Raw genomic sequence first — 18,839 nt, forward strand, 5'->3', positions numbered from 1 at the left:
GCCAGCTAAACCCGCCTGCGGCGGGTAAACCCAACAGGCAGGGGTGTAAACTGACGGTGTAAATCTCACTTGATTCGTCATTCCAAGACGATCGAACCCGAAAGTCTCGTAGAGTACTTCGGGGAGAAAGTTCTTGGAATCTCTTTCCTGAAACTATTAAACAGTATCAATAAGTTGACTAAAATAGCTATGGCAAAACCGATATGGCATGGATGATATTTAGCTTTTTTGTCAATCAGCGTCTCTGTTAGATGACGCTGATGGCGGAAAAAATTTACCAAATGGTCAATACATTTTGAATGTAAAGACAGAAAGTAACATCATCAATAAAAAAATCGTTAAACAGTAATAATTTTATGTAAGGTATATGACATCTGGAAAATATCTCGCACTTATAATCTTATTATTTATTACGGGAAACTTATGTGGTCAGAAAAGGAAAGCACATTCACACTTGTTATCAAACTTTAACACCTTTCAAGCCAATTCTGGTGGAATAGATGAATATGGAAATGCCTATATTTTATTTTTTCACGATTTTGATTTACCCTTTAACAATGATACCATACAGGCATTAAACCCAATTGGAACTTCTACTTCAATTGCTAAAATAAGTCCAAACGGAAATCTTATTTGGCATAGTCAGGCTTCTAGTTTCACTATTGATGCTGAAATTGTCATGGATGATAATTATCTGTATTGCTATGGTCGTTTCTGGGATACGATTTCTTTTAGTGGTAATACAATAATTGAATCAAATCCTTCTGATTCTTTATTTGATGACGATGTATTTATTGTCAAATATGACCTCAATGGTAATTTAAAGTATTTAAATGGTTTCCCGGATAAGGTATCTAGAATTTCGAATGTTACATTGATGTACAAATCTATTTATTACACTGGTCAGTTTGAAAATCAAATAGTTTTGGGATCAGATACTTTAATTGAAGATAGTGTATCAAATCACGGTGGGACTGATGATATGTTTCTAGGCAAACTGGATGCTAACGGAAACTATGATTTTAGTACTTATTTAGGCAGTCCATCACAGCAAGTAATGATAGATTTGATTGTAAAAGATACAAGTATCATTTCTTATGGGTATTACTTCGCTACTCCTACTTTCGCACCAACTATTATTGCACCTTCATTTATATTTATGCAATTCGATACATTAGGAAATCTGATTAATTACCGTCCTTTAAATCTAACGGTAGCTCTACCTTTTATGGCGCTTGGTTTCAATGAAGATTTTGAGTTGATCACAAGAGATTTTAGTGATTCAGCAGAAAATCAAATTCTAGCAAACACGATTTATGGGGGACAAAATCATGTAGGATTTTATAAATATTCATTCGGAGCTTTCAGTCCTCCTACTTATGGAATAGCTTATGGTGGATCTACAGTAGAATTGACCAATCCAGCAGATGACAAATTTTCTTTTTCGGGTAATTTGATAAGTAACTTTATAAAACATACATCAGGCATCACCTATGACGGTGTAAACCAGATAAATAGTCCATATAGCATTATGGCTTTTAATTCTGATCAAATGGAAGTTCAATGGTCCGAAGCAGTAAGTGGAGAATTAAAAGAAATCGACATACATCAAGGTTTTCAATTGTTAACAGGCACTTTAATGGATTCTGTATTGACTATTGATACTTTACAAATAGTCTCAACGCCATTTGTTTCAGAGTATCTAATTTATTACACAGGGGATTGTAATTTCTTCAAACCACAACGAGTCATATCTCGGACAGGAGATTCGTTACATATTGTAAAGGGAGAACTTGAAATAGAGTGGTATAAAAATAATGGCACACCAGTAGCCAATTCGTTAAATGAGGAAAGTATTAGGTTAGTTGGAGCAGGATCATATTATGCAGAGTTAAGAAATTACTTTGGGTGTAAATATTACTCTGATACAGTTAGCATTGTTAGTGGTATTGAAAACGGAGAATTATTTAGTGAAATAAATGTATTTCCAAACCCTACAAAAGGAGAAATTAGCATTGACATTTCTAGTTTAAAACGGCAGGAAGAGTTACAGCTTCTGATCACCAACATTAATGGTCGGGCAATATTGAAGACCACTATTTCAAGAAATTCTAACAATCTTGATATATCAGGTTTACCCTCTGGTATCTATATCTATAATTTGAAGTCTGAAAACTATAGATTTAGAGGTAAAATTTTAAAAGAGTAGAAAATTACTTGCCCCTCCTCAGCCTCTGCTGATAAATATATGGGTTAGGCTCGCGGTTCGTTTACCTGCCTGCCGATAGGCTGGGAGTATAAAGTACGACTTTCAACAAAATAGAATACGTCATTCCAAGACGATCGAACCCGAAAGTCTCGTAGAGTGATTCGGGGAGGAAGTTCTTGGAATCTCTGTCCTGATATTATTAAGCGGCAAAAATAAGTTGACTAAAAAAGCTATGGCCAAACTGATATGGAATGGATAATATTTAGCTTCTTTGTCAAACAGCGTCTCTGTTAGATGACGCTGATGGCGGAAAAACCTGATATTTAACAGACGGGGCTGATGAGGATTAGAACTGAGGCATGAATTATGTGATTTCTGTCTTTAATCACATTCTCCAATTAATCTTGCACTTACATAATAGCACTCTGAAGCATCCCCGCTAATAATCCTGACTTTCTCAGGATCACGACTAATCGATTTAAAATCTATACTATCATTTGTAGCCTTGTTATTATAAAAATCAGTTAGAAATACCTTTGATTGAATTTGAAAAACCGACCATTTTGACCCGGAAGGCAATGAATAGAAAGTAAAACTTTGCACACTATCATTATGAAATTCATTTTCACTTATCACCGAATAATCGATGACCTCATAGCTCCATATTACTTTTCTTTCCGAATCGACATCAATATATATTCTGAAAGTATAGCTATTACTATCTGAGTCAGAAAACATTGAATCCAGTACAATCATACAGTTCCTTTGGTTAAAATCTTTAGAGGAAAACCTGAAACTAAAAAAGCTTAAGATGATTAATATTGGGACTACAAGAGATTTGAATTTCATTATTTAATACTATTTGAAAATTTTAGGAAATGATAATCTATTTCGGGCATTATAACAGATTAATATATTCCTAAAAGAAAAATAAGAATAGATTTTTTTAAGGCTGAAAGCTGCATTTATCAATTAATATGATGAATTGAATTATAAAAACATTCTTCAACCCCTATTCGGCTAGAATAATATATACAATCTTATATTCGCCATTTACTTTGCCCAAAAAAAGGATTAATTGCGATTCCTCATCTTCATCTTTGTCCAATTCTAAAATGAGTTTGTATGCATTTGGGTACAAATGGGTGTTAGTGGAATCTTCACTTAATTGCGTAATAGAGCTATTGGCTATTAATTCTGACACCTTGGTATTAAAAAAATTAGAATAAGCTTTTTCAAATTCATCTTTCCTAAGGCCATTCTCATCATATCTACCTACAAAAATCTGAGCCTCCCTTAGTGGGAATTCAATCTTTTTTGATACACCCTCTATATCCTTATTGTAAATGGAGTTTTTAAAATCAATCCAAAATTCTTCTAATTCTTGGTTTGTATCATTAGATATAAAGCAAGACAGTGCGCAAAAATTAAATATTATAAGAAAAATTAATTTCATAATAGATCGATTTATGGTACGCTGTATCCAAGTAATTTATTATTCGATTTTTGAAATATGCTAATTGCCCTGAGAGTACCTGAATTCTCAAAACACTAGAAGCTGTGCTTCGCGACACTATTTAGTTTATTTAAAGTAAATTTATAAATCTAAAAACAGCTATGAGCCTTTCGGACCTTTATATTAATTAAAAGAGGTTTATGCAAAAAAGTCCAGTTTGACGTGTGTCAGAATTGAGGGACAAGTGAAGGGAATAATCAATCAAATCCAAAATTGAAATGAATCTCTTTTAAAGAATCATTTTTTACAATAAAATAATGATTATTCCATGATTCATCATCAGAAATGTGCAGCGTATCGATATGGGTTTTATTAATCTCCCATATGTTGAAAAGCTCCGCTCCAGTCATTCCAATATTTATATCCTTTTCTAACTTAAAGCAGTTTTCCATTAGCATTACCTCAACAATAAAGGTCTTATCTTTGGACTGAATCAAATTAGCTACACAATCCTGGTTTTTACTATATCTAAGTAAAATATTAATCTCACCTTCAAAATGAGTATTTAAAAGTGTGTCTACACTTAAATTGAAACTATCTTCAATAATTTTGTTTTTCACTTTTTCACTATCAAAGGGACTTGATGAAAAAGCATTATCTACAACAGTATAGGTATTTTGGGAATCTTCATAATACCCGCCGAATAATAAGTTTTTATCAAAATAGCTTGTTAAACTAATGTGCAAAACGATAAAATATACTACGATATTCATGGTATAAAATATGAGTGATTAGGGGTTCTTAGTTCTTTTTCAATTCTGGCGCTATTTAACTTTTGAATTAACCTTGCATTATTCATGCCAGGCGCATTTCTTAATCCAGGATTTGATAATCTAGGATTTAATACATTTCCATTTTTATTTCATAATGTAAATGAGTATCTATTTTTTAAAACTTGGATTACTTTCTTTTATAAAGTTTTATATGTTCACCTGAGGGATTAATAAATTGGAGCGTATCAGAATTAAGTTTTACTATTTTGTTTTTCAAGATTTGTCCTGAATAATTTATCGCCAATACACCTTCTTTAAGTTCATACGCCAGCGGGTTGTCCATATGATCAAAATAGTATATGGAGTCATTACTTATTTGAAACAATGCATTTTCTTCACCTTGCTCTCCCCAAACACCGATTAATTGTGACTTAAAATTTTGATAGTCAGTCTGATTTTCTTGATTATTAAATTTTGTCTGATTTTGTGATTTTGAATTGCACTGAATTATAAAAATAATTACACAAAAAACTATTAATAAGATTCTCATTGTTTATTGTTTAATTTCAATATGAAAAACAGGATCCTTACTATTATAGGGAGTTAAAAGTTTTTGAACTTTTGTATTATTAATTAACGAATTATGAAATGATCCGCTTAGTTGATCACCATTAGATCCTACAGCATCAATAATATTATTTTTGCTCGGATCCCCTATGTGATTTGAAACTTTTTCAGGCCCAATTTCATTAATTTTGTCAGTCATTGATTTAATTGTTTCGCTTTTAGAACAATTCCAATTTGGTCCCATATTTTCAAATACATTAATAACTTGATCTCCCGCAGAACCATATAATGCATATTGACTAGTAGCTCCTAGTTTTATTATGTTATTATACATAGCAGCTGACTGTTGTTCTGGTGTTCTAACTGTACTGGTAACATTTATTGATTTCGTGTTTGATTCTCTCATACTTGAAGCCAAAACAGTCGAGCTAAAGTCGGAAATATTTGAAATGTTTTCTGGATTGCCTGAAATCTCACTTTTAGTTTTATAATTTCCATAGTTTTCAGTTGTAGTTTTTTCAACTGTTATCTTAGAATTATCTCTTTGTACTTCTTCTTTTTCTTCATTACCGACATGATTTCCAGTATGTTCACTGTTAGGGTTTTCATTTGGACCGAGTGCGATATGTCTTTTTCCGTCAGGATCCATAAAGTTTATAGGGTTGTTAATAGAATACGAAAAGGGAGTCAAACTTGAAAAACTTGCCCCCATCGGATCCACCTGCAAAAACCCCCCCAAACTCGCCCTCGTATAAGCGAAAGGTAGAGCGATAGATGTACGAGGGCGCCCAAATAAAACTACTCTTTAATAATCTTCCCTCTTCCGCTAGCAATCGGAATCACATGTCTTTCACTTCTAATATCATAAATATAAAGCCCCTGTGGCAGAACAGATAATGAAATGGTACTCTCCTCCTGATGAAGTCCTTTTTTGAATTTGAGCCTTCCCTGAAGATCATAAAGATTGAACACCAGTTCATCCTGAACATCCTCGATATATACATTTAAAATATCTCTAACGGGGTTAGGAAATACCTTCGCTTCTAACTCTCTAAATACTTCAAGCCCTGTTTCGCCCAAGACCAAAGTTTGATTCACCGTATCTGTACATCCATACCAATTCCCAATAACCAGTTCAATATCTATACTGGAAGAGAGAGCTGTATCAAAGAATACCATAAGGCTGTCATCCGTTCCATTGGTTCCTACACTTGTAGTCCATTGCCATGTATAAACCGTATCAAGGTATTTTAAACCGCCTGAGGAGGTATCTCTGAGTGTGAGTACAGGATAGTTGTATTCGTATTCAAAGCCGGCTATTGGAGGTTGATAGGAGCATCTGTCCGGAATCCACTCCTTTGTAACTCCGGACAGCTTAGATAAATAATAATCCTGATCTGATCCACTTAAGTAGATCCCAGATAGATAATATGCATTATTCGCATAATATTGATTTAAAATAATTTTTCTGGGAGAACCAATAGAGATTATTGTTTCTTGCAGCAACGATCTTGTCAACCCAAAGGTAGAAATAAGCATGGTGTCAAAACTAGGCGATCTTGATACCAGATATGTTGAATCAGCTAGTACATTAAAATTTGACCTCAACCAATCTGAAGTGTTTGTATTTGAAATTTGATTAATATTTTCATTTAAATATTTGTATTCCCCTATCAGCCATCCATTTGAACTAAAATTTGATGTTAGTAAAATGTCATTTCCATGGAAAAGCGATACAAAATTTCTAATAAACCCCGTCGATTGTGTCGGGGCAGCATAAATGGTATCAAATTTCAATGTCCCATCAAACCCTATCTTCATTATCAAATTATCTCCGTTGCTATTTCCTGAAATTATAAAGCTTCCATCAAGCATTTCTGTTATATCCAATGCTCTTTGATTTCCCGAAACAGGATAGTTATTTTCCCAGATAAGATTCCCTGTGCTATCCAATCTTCTGATATAGATATCTTCATTGGTACCAGACTGGCTTTTATATCCTATGCTCAAGACACTTTTGTCCTGAAGTGCAAGCAATTTGTACCATGTTTGATATATCCCTGATGAAGAATACCTGTATACCCAAATTGTGTCGCCTTTGGTATCCACTTTAGCTATGAAATCATTTCCAAAACCTCCCTGGCTATAAAAACCACTTACATAATAAGCGTATTCACCTGGTACCTTGACCATATCTCCACTTATACTGGTTGTTGGCCCTATTCCTAGCGGTTTTCTCCAAATCAGATTTCCCGCTGTGTCTAACTTCAAACACTCATTAAAATCTGTGGGATCTTCTCCTTGGCCAAAGCCAAAAAATCCACTATCAGCTTCTGCAATGGCTACGAATGATTGATCATTTGGAAGTGAAATAACTCTCTCCCAAACAATGCTTTGAGCACATAATGCATTAACAATAAATCCCAAAATAAGGAGTACGAGACTGGTTATTTTCATTTTTTAATGATTTTGTCCTTGAACAACAATCTTCCTTCTTTATTCTTTATTTCTAAAATGTATGTGCTAGTAGCCCAATAAGGTTATCAATGTAAAAAAAGAAAGAAGATTTATTAAATTCTAAGTCTTCGAAGAGCTACTTAGCTGATTAGCCCTCGCACCGTTAGCGCTCAAGCCCTCCTCTTATATTTATCAATCGGGGCTGATGAGGATTAGAACTGAGGCATGAATTATGTGATTTCTGTCTTTAATCACATTCTCCAATTAATCTTGCACTTACAAAATAGCTCTCTGAACCATCCCCGCTAATAATCCTGACTTTCTCAGGATCACGACTGATCGATTTAAAATCTATACTATCATTTGTAGCCTTGTTATTATAAAAATCAGTTAGAAATACCTTTGATTGAATTTGAAAAACCGACCATTTTGACCCGGAAGGCAATGAATAAAAAGTAAAACTTTGCATACTGTCGTTTTGAAAATAACTGTCACTTATCACGGAATAATCCATGACCTCATAGCTCCATATTACTTTTCTTTCCGAATCGACATCAATATATATTCTGAAAGTATAGCTATTACTATCTGAGTCAGAAAACATTGAATCCAGTACAATCATACAGTTCCTTTGGTTAAAATCTTTAGAGGAAAACCTGAAACTAAAAAAGCTTAAGATGATTAATATTGGGACTACAAGAGATTTGAATTTCATTTTTATTTATTTTATTCCATCAATTTCATTAGTTACAGGTGGAGGATTTGGCACTGAGTAAAGTTCAGAAGTTCCGTCTAAATTGTTTTTATATTGAGTTCCATCTTTCTCAGTTTTTATTACACCAGTTAAGGTTTGGTTTCCACCTGCATTTTGAGATGAAAATTTTGTATCCAGAACTTCATTTGGGTCTACTCTATTTTTTAATCCTCTTCCTGGAGAATTTGTATCTCTTAATTCAAAATGTAAATGAGGAGAGCTACTACTTGCATTTCCTGATGCTCCAGTAATTCCGACAACTTCTCCTTCTGCTACATTATCACCTTCTTTAACATATACATCAGCTAAATGAGCATATTGTGCATACCTTTTTTCTCCTTCCTCATTATTATATTCTAAAATAAGCTGAATTCCATATGCTCCTCCTTCGGATTCATCACAAATTACCTTATAAACCTGGGAATTCTTAACTGCTAGAATGTTGGTTCCTTCACTGGCATGTAGATCAAAACCTTGATGAACTCGAGTGCCATTATTTCTTACTTTACCATTTAAATTGCTAGCTCGATTATCTCGAACCTGCATTTCAGATAATGGGTCTCCAGGTTCCATCCCATCTTTATCAATTAAACCTATTGGATTATTTAAAGTATAATTAAAAGGAGAAAATTCCGGGTATTTCGACCCTAGCGGATCCACCTGCAAAAACCTTCCAAAATCCGAATCGTAAAGCCTGGCCTCAAAATAATCATAGCCGCTTTCGGCATCGCGCTCTTTTCCGGTGAATTTGAATTTTTCGTTTTGAAGACTGTACTCTCTCAAAATTTTTCCAAAAGGATAATAATCGATGACATTGCTGAGGGTACGATTAAAAGCGTTGTCAGTATTTTCTACATTATAAGCCAAACGGGTATTACCCAAATGATCCATTTGATAAAAGGTAGCATTTTGCATTATGGAATCCTGATAGGCCATTAGCAGGTCTTTTGAGGCTTGGCAATCGCTGATAATAATTTTTATAGCGCCAACCCTTATTTTAAAACCTTCATCGGGTTTTAACACTGTATTAGCTTTAAAGATAACTCTTGCGCCTTTAATATCAAGAAAATCATCCTGAAATTCATGATTTAAACAAGGAATATTTGCTTGTGAATTACAATAATTTACATCGGAAAATTCTACATCCCCACCGCCGAGTATTAGATTTTCATAAAGCAATTCATTGGTCAAATTGTTATTGTCTATGTACTTTTTAGTATTGTCCAGTAAATAATTACCTGCCTGAGCAATGGCCCGGCTTGCTACGAAATCGTATCCCATAAAAGTAGGCTTCTGGGATATTTTTGGATCGAAACTGCCAAATCTTTCTATACCATAGAGATAATGCTTCCAATCTGAAAGACCATTATTATTTTTTGTAAATACGGCAAGTATTTGATTGCCCTGATCTCTGAAATAATACTCCCCGGTTTTACTTCCGCCATCATCAGTTTCTTTATATATCCTTATATCGGAACTGTTATATATGTAAGTAGTATTTATTCCATTGCTCACCAATGTATGTGGCAGATTAGCTCTACCATAATACAATACATTATTGTTGATAAGATCCATAGTAACATTACCGTTATTATCATAAGTGAAGGCATTGTTTATACCATTGGCATTTCTGAATTTGTTATTGGCAGAAAGCAATTCCGGATCTGTAATTAAATAATCAACCATATTTCCATTGCTTCCCCATATTCCAATGTCTTTATAGTCAAGATTACCTATTTCATCGTATTGGTATAAGGCATCACCGATTTTGTAACGACTATTCGGCCCATCCGGTGAATAGCTGTTTGGATCATCTTCTTCTCCCACTTCCTGTTTTATAAAAGCATCTGCTTTGACCAATCGGTTGGCCTTGTCGTAATGATATCCGTAAAATGTTTTCCAAGCGGCACTAGGATCTTTTGAAGTGAATTGAATCGCATTGATATTGCCATTATAATTATTTGAATAGGTCAGGTACTCCCCTGCAAAAGCTGATGAACCCAAAGGTTTGAATTGTTCGTATTCTATGGAATCGTCATCGTAATATAAACGGTAATCCATTAATTCGCTATCCAGCATTTTCAATCGCTCGCGCTTTGGCTCATAGCTATAATTCAATTCATCAATTTGAGAATTAGTCAATCCGCCATCATGAAAAAAGTATTTTTTTCTTAATATGTGTCCCTTAACGTCGTCATAGACAAAACTGAGCATCTTTTGATTTTCAGTCAGAATTTTATTTAATCCACCTCGCAATTCTGCCAATCGTCCAAAATGATCGTAAAGCAATGAATAATTATAGTCGATGATCCCATCTGTATTCAGATCGATGGTTTTGTTGATTAGTCTGGCCTGTCGATCATAAGTATAATATATGCGATTGATTATACCCGCTTCTGAAGCACTTATACCTTTCGGATTGAATTGTGAAGCATATGAACTTTGCAAACCATTTAAATTATAGAAATAATGATTAAGCTCAATAAGCCTGCCATATTCATCGAATCCCTCTGTTCTTGTCAGTTTTCCTCTGGCATATAAACCACATAAATATTCATCAAATAACTCATCGCGTATATAATTTTTAACAAATTTTGGTTTTCCATATTCCAGGCGTTTTTCATATTTGAAATTCCCCAATTGGAACTGAGTTCCTCCTTCCTCATAAGAATAGGTTTTAAGATCAGTAGAAAAGTCATAATTCGCAGAAATGTTGTTGACCAGACTGTATTTTTTTTGTGCTATTATTCTTCCAAATTGATCGTATTCCAGCTTTCTTATATAGCCATTTCCCTCAGCTCTTAAATTTTCATCCTGGATGTATTCTATATTTCCTTTTTCATCGAACCATGTAAGGCTAACACCAGCATCCGGGTCGATTTTTTTATACATTAAACCCAGAGAATTATAATAAAATTCGCGAATCTGCCCTTTATCATTGATTGATTTATGAAGATTTCCCGCTGCATCATAGACATAATATGTATTGATTTTCGCATTATCTAAATAGCTGGTTTGCGCTACTTTTTGACCTCTGCTATTTTGAAATTCCCTGTTCTTTTTACCATCCTGGTCTATTACAGTTAATTGTTTGAAAATTTGCTCAGTTTCCGGTGCGATTTCATTCAAAATAGAATTGCTCGCTTCTACTTTGCTTTGAAGCGTATTTCTGTCAATTATTTCAGTTATGGAATGTATAGCATGACTTCCATTAATATCTAAACCAAAATCTGCAGTACGAAAAGTTAATCCCCTGGTATTTGCCTCTAATAAATTTTCCTGATGATATCCAGAGAAATTAGAAAGCGGATCTACTGCATTATTTTGACTCTTGAATGGCTTGTAATTTTTAATTGCCCGGTCCCAGGCATCATAAATAATACTACCTGAATGTATAGTTTTAGAACTAAAAATGTGATCACTGAAATTATAGCTATTGGTTGACTTGTGAAATTCCCTTCCAAGAGGATCGTAATGAGCTCTTGAAAACAAGGCTGTACTGTCCTCATAATGAGTATAGGCATCTACATAATTGTAATTAGACTTCTCAATGAAATTATAATTATTGTAACCCGGCTCATGCGTATTCCAATAATTGTATTTGTAGCTGTTGGTAATTTTGCCATTCACCTTTGTTTCACTCAATCGCTTGAATCCATCGTATTTAAATTCTGTGACTAATTGATTGGGATCTATGGATTTGATTAAATTATACCTTCTATCAAAGAAATACTTTGTTTTTAATGCATCATCGAGCCCAAAACCTTCAATTTTGGAATCAGGAACCCCAAATTGACCAAAATTCATAACCCTGTATCGACAAGTCACATCTTTTAGAACAATGGTATAATCACCATTTGCTGCATCCGCATATTTGTATTTTTTCATGGTTTTGACAGGATCTGTAATCCATGTATAGCTTCTTCCGGGAAATTCCAACAAAGTTCTGAGTTCCTTTTGATCATCCATGATCATGGTCTGACCAAATCTATTTCTACCTATGACATCTGCATATTTGATATTGTGATATGGAATTACTGGTATAAACTTATTGGTTGTAACCAAAATTACTGAGTCAGAATAATATTCAATGCTGCCATCGGGTAAATGCCTGACTTTTATATTAGGAACCTCTAGTTCAATTTCGGTATCCTCATAAAATAAAAAATCTTCATTGATCCTTAATGAATTGGAATGATCACTATATAAATGATCATTGTATTCATTGCGCCTATTGTCATCAACAGCAATATGCACGCTTTTTAATACACTTAAATTGAGAAACACATTGTCTACATCCTGATCTTTGTTTGCCAGATCTTTAATTTTCATACCTTTTTCGTCAATAAGGTATTCTTCCCAAATTCCCGAATTTAGATAACTTGTTTTTAACTTATTGTACAAATAGGTACTTCTTTTTGGAGCACGATTTTTAATAGCTCTTGCATTTGAACTTCCATTTGCTCCCGATTCGCTTAGTAAATCGCAAAATTCCTGAGGTATATTTTTGTACTCTATATTATAATCATCAGGATCTATGGAAATTACACCATTTTTATAATCGGAATAGGTCAAAAATTCCATTCTCTTAACATCCTCCGAGCCGGTTTTATAATTTGTGGTTATGGATTGAAACAGAGCATTTCTCTTTAAATTATCATAGTGAAATTTAATCATCCATGCATCCTCCCTGACATCATTAATAAATTTAGGACTTGGAAAAGATTCACCTTCACATGGATAAATTCCGTATAATTTTTTATAACGGTAGAGCTTTTGTAAATCAAACATATAATACTGTTCGGAAAGTGTATAGCTATTGGGTTCATCTGCAGTATAGGATTTTGTTGCACTTAATTGCCAACTCGGTTGAAAGCTTTTATCTATTCGGTAACCTAAGACTGATGACGGAATGTTATGCAAAATTGAAGGGTCATCCCAAAACATATTCTCATCACTCAAATAAATAAGGTCATGGGTATCACCCTGAACTCCTTTTCTAAGTAATTTTTTATACTGATCATTGGATGATCTGCCATATACATCAGCATCGTAATACGAATATTCCTTGATCGTATGAAAGTATCCTATTTCTCCACCCTCCATGATTCTTTCATTTGAATTTGAATTATCTGATGTTTGATCTACCGGATAATAATCAAATTCCTCTTCTTTAACCAGTCTGATAAAATAGCTATCTCCCCCCGGAGGATCATAGCAATCCATAAATTTTTGATCTTCAAATGGTGAAACCCGAATATCTGCAGCATTGGGTTTTAAATACCAATTGGCATGGCTCATCCCAAATCCGTCTTTAACAAGATTCAAATCATAGTATTCACCAAATGCGCTTGATTGATCACCGGGATTAAAATTAGCATTTAACTTTTCTGATTCACAGACGGAACTTGATGGTGTCCAGAATTTTCTTCTGTGATAGTAATTAGCATAGGCCTTGGTGGCTTTATAAGTGTATTTTTTCTCTTTGATCAATTGGCCATTTTCATCATATTCCTTTTTGGATTTAACTTTCCCAAGGAAAAAGTACGGATGATCATCCGGAATTTCTGTCCAATAATTTGGTTGATTTGAAAACGACCCATAATGTTCATATTCAACTCTAGCCCGCTTATTTTCCATGCTTGGATCCAGTGGTGGCAACTCAATGGTAGCCTTTTCAAATCCATTAATTGATTGTTGAAATGTGGCGCCATTGTAATTAATAAGTTTTAGTGAATTGTACTGAAGCATATTTCCATCTGTGATAAGACCTTCAAATTCATAATCCTTATATCTGGGAATTCCATTTTGATCTATTTTTCCTAATCGACTCACTGGATAAACAACTTCCTGTATGATATTTGGAGGAATTGTTTCAACATTAGCGTTGTAAACAGGTTTTTTATTAATTATTCCAAAATCCCATAATTCACCAAAGTTACTGCTAAAAACAGCATGCTCTTCTTCAGAATATTCAATTAGTGTTTCTCCACCTAGATTATCAATGATCTTGTTTAACAATACAATTGTTCCTAGTTCAAATGTCAAATTACTATTAGATGAAGGGCAATTCGAGAAAAATGTATGGCATGGTAAATCTGTGCTGATTAGAGGATTTACTTGATATTCGAATTGAGTCGCAATGAATTCATTGGGATTATCCAGATTGATTCGTTTTACCTCAGAAAGTAAAAAAATATTTCGCTTCCTATTTGAGTAAGTAGCTGGGTTTATAACCTGGGCAATATCGTATTCAAAAACCAAATGCTCATATAAATTGTCATCCCAAATGGTATCCACTTCTAAATATTCTGCCATGTAATCGTAATAACCCGACAGTTTGTACTTCTTTACTTCTTTAAGTACATATGGGTTTTTAGACATTCTGTTAATCTGAATTGCAGTTAGAGAAGTATTATGATCTATTAAGGTAGGTGCATTCGTAAAGGATCCCAATGGATTGCCACTTGGACTACAATATACATTGGCTAAAGGGAAGTTATTCCACCAGGATCTGTGATGAAAATAGTCTTTTGGGTTCCAATTGTTTTCCAACCAGGATGGTGCAAATCCTGCCACCTGAGCTTTATCCATCATATACCAGGTTGAGCCATTTCCAAAATTATTCGGAATAGGATCCGTATCCCATAACCTTAAATGCTTATCATCTCTGTATTGCGAATAAGTGTGAATCGAATGATTGCCCCAGGCAAATTGAGGATTATTTGGGCTTTGTGAAATCTGATTTCTATAATGTGAATAGTAAGTTTCGTAATTACTAAAATTGCTTATTAATTGAGAAGGTGAGTTAGAGTCATCCAGGTCCCATCGGTCTATTTGTTTTAAACCAAAATTGTAAAACTGATCTGAAGTTGCGGGCCCAATTCTAACATGGAAACCATTAAAGCTATTGGGCAAGCTTGGAAAGGTAAAATTATTCGACGTATATACTTTGTTAGAGCTATTGTAACTCCATCCACTACTCCATTTAATCAAGTTATTAAATGTGTTGAAAAAAGAAGTGGACTTGGGAATTGCAGAAACCTTCTCCGGATCGAGATAATCTTTGGTAGGACTTCCTGAATTGCTAAATATATTAATTCCGTTTACCGTTGCTTCCGCGTCGGCAGTTCCTATGTAGTCATCTACATCTGAGGCACTTAAGTCGCCGGTAACTAATTCAATATCAAAATTGGCCAATTGTACCCCGTTGGATTGAATAGTTGTTCTAATTTCATAATTATCACCTGGCACAAAATCAGGGCCCTGTATTCGTTCCGATTCCAGGAAACTATGATCAAAGGCTAAGGATGTATGAGTAGGTTTTATTTTTTGTCTGCCAAAATAATATTGACTGTTATTTGTATTTAGTGCATAAGGGTTGCGATCATTGATCAGCGAAATACCATTGTTTGGATCATTCCAGCTATCAAAAACATTGGCATTGTCAAAATGCGTATTATTTCTTACCTGAGGGTGGCATTTTCTTAAGAATTCATCGGATCTCAAATTTCTGTACCTGGTCCAATAATTCGTATTGGAATTAGAAAAAATGATATCGCTACTTGCATTGAATGGCAAATAATTTGTATCACCAATATGTCCTTTTTGATACACCGCTTTCATAGAATAAAGTGAGTCAAACCTGACTACATAGGGATCGTTTTTCCACAATAACATATTGGCTTCCTGAAGTGAAAATTGGGCATTGTTATTAGCGTAATTTTGCACATCAAAACTTTCATAGTTTAAATCTAGTTTTTCAACCGGTATATATCCGTTTGACATATCGGCGGCAATTATTGATTTTAAAAAAATTTCTCGAAATACTGTTCCACAGTTATGAGATTCATTTCCGAGAAAACCCATTTCAGTAAATTTGTCATAGGCTTTCATGTATGGCAACAATCCGGACAAATCAGGTACATTTATTTCGGGAACGTTGTATGATGCATCCCATGAAGAAAAAAGACCACTATCGTGTGTGTTTCCCTGAAAAAGACCAAAAACATCTTCAATTACATATTCAAGGAAAAAGAACTGGAAATTATTCTGTAGGTATTCCTGATGAAAATTTATTTGACCGTAGGTTTCATATTGAAAGAAAATCATTTGGTCACTTTTACCCGGGTCATAGATTTGAGAAGGATACCATGCCGTTCTCTCCAGAACAGGCCTAATGGTTTTTGCCAGGTCATGGCTAATATTGTTTTCTAGATCCGTTAATTGATTTTGAAATTTTTTAGACATGGCATACTTGGTAATGATGTTTTCTTCCAGACAAGTATTTGGATCATTGGGATCAAATTTTATACAGACAGTATCTATCTCATCGATAGAATCCAGGGCAAAAATATCCTGTTCTACTAATTCATATTTAAATCTATCCAGTCTGTTGTTGGGGGCATTTCTTGAATTATTCTTAACATAATCAAATGTAAAAACCCTGCCATCATCCAGTATAACATCCCAAACCCCATTAAAAAATTCGGCTTGAACATATTTTTCAAATTGGTCCAACACAAAGACAGCCCTTTCACCTATTTTCTCTTTCAATATCAGGCGGCCTGAAACTTCACCCGGAATACTCAGAAATGGAAAATAATAATAGGGTTCACCATCTTCATAAAGTTCTTTATTGGTAAAATTTTCTTTTTTGAATTGTAAATTATTAGCCTTGTTTAAATTCTTCTTTGAAATTCTCTTACTAACAGTTTTTACTGTAATACTGGGTACACTGACTGTCCATCCATTTCCGTATGGAATACCTCCTACGTGTTCGGGATTATTTGAAACCTGATTTTTGCTATTATAGGTCAAATTAGTGGTATAGGATAACCCTCCTGGAGTGCTGACAGATCCCAATTGAATAGTGTTTTGATAATTACCTGAAAAAATATTGACATCACCCACATAATTTCCCACTTCCAGTTTAGAAGGTTCTGCTTTATTGGGTGTAGCCATTCCAGGCATATTACCACCCTTGATTTGACCAAATGAATAATTAGACTGCAAGACAACAAAAAGAAGGCTCGCACTGATTGTTAATAGCTTATTCATAAATCAGAATTTTGAAGTTATTAGAAAATAGATTGGTATGTATTTGAAGTATATATAAACCCTTCCGGTAGGAATTTAGATTAATAGCCAGGCTTATTGTACCAGTTCCGGTTGCATGATATATTTCCTTCCCTTCCATTGCCGCAAATAATTTTAAACTCCAATAGGTAAATGTGTCTTCAGATAAAATATTTACCCAATCACTGCTGGGGTTTGGATAAATAGAGACGTGATTCATTTCGTGATTTTCATTCCAATTTTCAATGCCGGAAATTAGAGGGGAGGTACAACCTTGTCCTACCACATCGAACAATTTCTTAATCGTATCCGCTTTGTTAAGTAATTGGGTTACGCTGGAATAAGCAATTGGCGAAATGGTATCTAGTGCCGGAAAAACAACCAGGTCAAAACACTCGGATTCATTTGGCGAAAGACTGAAGGGTCCAATACTGCCTAAAGCTCTTTTATCATATCCCGGTCCGCTTTCCTGATTTACACCATTATTAAAAAGAAATTTGGTATAAGTCGTATTAATTGTATCTGTTCCATTTCCAGTCTGGCTTATTTTATTTCCATTTTTCCATAGCCCATGCAGATAATTGTTGGCTTCTATGGGATTTTGAGGATTGCCATTTATGGAATTGATACTGTTATTATACCCTATAAAAGAATTGAAATTATTAATTAAGAGCATCAAACCCTGAGCGGGAATGAAATTGCCATAGTCGTTATCTGAATTATCAGCATTGTAAGCATAAAACACATTTAGTGCACTGTCGCAGCCAATATAATCATCGCTTCCTCCTCCTATATCAAAGTCAAACCAGAGACCGAAGTAAACATCCTTGTACTTAATTTGACTTCTATTTTTTAAAACTACATTGAGAAAAACACAGTCTTTAAAAGCATCATACTCATCCTCCAGTACATAGGCATAGGTCCTGATTTCTATATTAAGTCCGGGCACAGATGGATTAAGACCTGTTCTATTACCCGAAATATCATTATTGAGGAAATATAAATTTTCTGTTCCAAGTGCTAATGGGAAATCGCCATTTTGAATAGATTCGTAATTTCCATTATTATTTAAGTCGAAAAATGGTGCTAATTTTTTTGACATCCCTGAATTGACATTCCCATTTCCCGGCCAGTTTATAATTGAGGAGGGAATGACATAACCGGGCATTCCAAAATTTTGATTGAAATCAATTACCGTACTTTTTGAAATTTTAAAAATGCCATTCCTGCTTTGATCATTATAAGGTGGGTTTCTTGCAGGACCTGCAAAAAAGCAGTCAAAACTATTTGGATAGGTTTTAAAGGAACTGTGTAAAGCATTCGTTGAAGAATCAATCCCCGTCAACCAATAGGATGACGCAAATATGGTTGAATTACCAGATCCTTTTGGGAATTCAAATCCGGTCTCCAGACTGTTGAGATTAGTAGAAAAGAGATAAGCTTTTGAATCGAATTTCGCAATGACATTATCCAATTCAAGTCGATCAGAAATATTCTGTCCATTGGATCGACAAAATACAATTGCTAATAACAAGCCAATAAAAA

Annotated in this window: 10 protein-coding genes; 1 reads left to right on the top strand and 9 read right to left on the bottom strand. The window is 34.3% G+C overall.

Translation table 11 applies throughout. The features are described 5' to 3' along the window. Positions 1 to 367: 367 nt before the first annotated feature. The gene (locus HZR84_00790; protein ID QNL20545.1) at positions 368 to 2,209 is read left to right on the top strand and encodes a T9SS type A sorting domain-containing protein; all 1,842 of its coding nucleotides are present in this window, start codon (positions 368 to 370) and stop codon (positions 2,207 to 2,209) included. A 381-nt stretch (positions 2,210 to 2,590) separates the two neighbouring features. Here the strand turns inward: HZR84_00790 and HZR84_00795 are convergent, their stop codons facing one another. The 9 genes from HZR84_00795 to HZR84_00835 all read right to left on the bottom strand — a co-directional run bounded on the left by HZR84_00795 (position 2,591) and on the right by HZR84_00835 (position 18,828). After that, complete coding sequence (locus HZR84_00795) at positions 2,591 to 2,965, bottom strand: hypothetical protein (GenBank protein QNL20546.1); 375 nt, start codon at positions 2,963 to 2,965, stop codon at positions 2,591 to 2,593. 256 nt (positions 2,966 to 3,221) lie between these two features. Next, entirely contained in the window at positions 3,222 to 3,665 is a 444-nt protein-coding gene (locus HZR84_00800) for a hypothetical protein (GenBank protein QNL20547.1), read from the bottom strand. A gap of 257 nt (positions 3,666 to 3,922) precedes the next feature. Continuing rightward, complete coding sequence (locus tag HZR84_00805) at positions 3,923 to 4,438, bottom strand: hypothetical protein (GenBank protein ID QNL20548.1); 516 nt, start codon at positions 4,436 to 4,438, stop codon at positions 3,923 to 3,925. A 187-nt stretch (positions 4,439 to 4,625) separates the two neighbouring features. Continuing rightward, entirely contained in the window at positions 4,626 to 4,988 is a 363-nt protein-coding gene (locus HZR84_00810) for a hypothetical protein (protein ID QNL20549.1), read from the bottom strand. Between the two features lie 3 nt (positions 4,989 to 4,991). After that, complete coding sequence (locus HZR84_00815; GenBank protein QNL20550.1) at positions 4,992 to 5,654, bottom strand: hypothetical protein; 663 nt, start codon at positions 5,652 to 5,654, stop codon at positions 4,992 to 4,994. 149 nt (positions 5,655 to 5,803) lie between these two features. Beyond that, on the bottom strand, positions 5,804 to 7,462 hold the full coding sequence (locus HZR84_00820; GenBank protein QNL20551.1) for a T9SS type A sorting domain-containing protein: 1,659 nt from the start codon (positions 7,460 to 7,462) through the stop codon (positions 5,804 to 5,806). 247 nt (positions 7,463 to 7,709) lie between these two features. Next, a complete protein-coding gene (locus HZR84_00825; GenBank protein QNL20552.1) occupies positions 7,710 to 8,084 on the bottom strand; it encodes a hypothetical protein in 375 nt (124 codons plus the stop codon). Positions 8,085 to 8,183: 99 nt separating this feature from the next. After that, positions 8,184 to 17,276, bottom strand: a complete 9,093-nt coding sequence (locus tag HZR84_00830; protein QNL20553.1) for a peptidoglycan DD-metalloendopeptidase family protein — start codon at positions 17,274 to 17,276, stop codon at positions 8,184 to 8,186. After that, a complete protein-coding gene (locus HZR84_00835; GenBank protein ID QNL20554.1) occupies positions 17,269 to 18,828 on the bottom strand; it encodes a T9SS type A sorting domain-containing protein in 1,560 nt (519 codons plus the stop codon). The genes HZR84_00830 and HZR84_00835 overlap by 8 nt, the downstream gene beginning before the upstream one ends. Positions 18,829 to 18,839: the final 11 nt, after the last annotated feature.

Source organism: Hyphobacterium sp. CCMP332 (genome assembly GCA_014323545.1).
In the GTDB taxonomy this organism is placed as follows: Bacteria; Bacteroidota; Bacteroidia; order Cytophagales; family CCMP332; genus CCMP332.